The sequence below is a fragment of the Micromonospora tarensis genome (assembly GCF_016803395.1).
In the GTDB taxonomy this organism is placed as follows: domain Bacteria; phylum Actinomycetota; class Actinomycetes; order Mycobacteriales; family Micromonosporaceae; genus Micromonospora; species Micromonospora tarensis.
Genome location: NZ_JAEVHL010000520.1, coordinates 1 through 1197, shown reverse-complemented (window position 1 = coordinate 1197; position 1197 = coordinate 1). Strand labels below are relative to the sequence as shown.

Annotated in this window: 1 protein-coding gene; it reads right to left on the bottom strand. The window is 74.3% G+C overall.

Annotated features, from left to right (window positions below):
- Nucleotides 1-1197: glycoside hydrolase family 3 protein (locus JM949_RS36080; RefSeq protein ID WP_203152487.1), on the bottom strand; the 1197-nt coding region annotated here is incomplete at both ends.

Sequence of the window (1197 nt, the reverse complement as noted above, 5' to 3'; positions counted from 1 at the left end):
CACCGCCGCAGGTGCCCCGCAGCACGGTGACGGCGGCGGCGGCCAGCGCGTCGGCCGCCGCCCGGTGCGCCGGGGAGTTGAGCGTGGACATCTGCGCGGCCGGCAGCTCGGCGAGCCGGAACTTCATGGTCAGCACCCGGGTGACCGCCTCGACCAGCCGAGGGCGGGGCAGTGACCCGCCGCGCAGCGCGGCGAGCAGCCCGTCGTACGCCTGACCGACGTTCGGGGTCATCAGGATCAGGTCGTTTCCGGCGTTGAGCGCCCGGACCGCCGCCTCGCCCGGAGCCCAGCGCTTCGCGGGCGGCATGTTCATCCCGTCGGTGATCACCACGCCCTTGAAGCCGAGTTGGCCGCGCAGCACGTCGGTGAGCAGCTTGTGCGAGAAGGTCGCCGGGGTCCCCGGGTCGATCGCGCGGGCGTCCAGGTGACCGGACATCACCGCCATCGCGCCGGCGTCCATTCCGGCGCTGAACGGCGGCCAGGCGCCGCTCTGCAACGCCGCGGCGGACTGGGTGAGCACCGGAAGGTCCTGGTGCGAGTCGTCGGCGCTGTGGCCGTGCCCGGGGAAGTGCTTCAGGGTGGCCGCGACCCCGGCCGCCTGGAGGCCGCGTACGGCCCCACCCACCTGCGCGGCGGCCTGCTTCGGGTCGGCGCCGTACGACCGGGAGCCGATCACGGTGCTGCGGGTGGCCAGCACGTCGGCCACCGGGGCGAAGTCGACGTTGATGCCCATCGCGGCGAGCTCGGTGCCGGCGGCCCGCCAGGCGGCCTCGGTGAGCTTGGGATCACCGGCCGCGCCGGCCGCGAGGGCGCTGGGCAGCACGGTGACCCCGTCGGTCACCCGGGTGACGACGCCGTACTCCTGGTCGGTGCCGATCAGCAGCGGCGCGGACCCGGCGGCGAGCCGGCCGGCGGCGGTACGCAGCCCGGTGGTGAGTTCGTGCACCTGCTTCGGGCTGTCGACGTTCGTGGTCTCCTGGTTGCCCTTGGTCGGGTCGTCGGCGCTGAAGCCCACCAGGATCAGGCCGCCGAGCCGGTACTTGCTGATCATTTCGGCGGGAGTGTCGACCCCGGCCAGGGCCTGGTTACCCGCGGCCGAGCCGGCCGAGACGGTCGTCGCGGAGTCGCCGTAGGCGTAGGGCATCAGCACCTGGCCGACCAGGTCCTCGTCGGGAGAGCGTGGCCACCAGGGGCGGC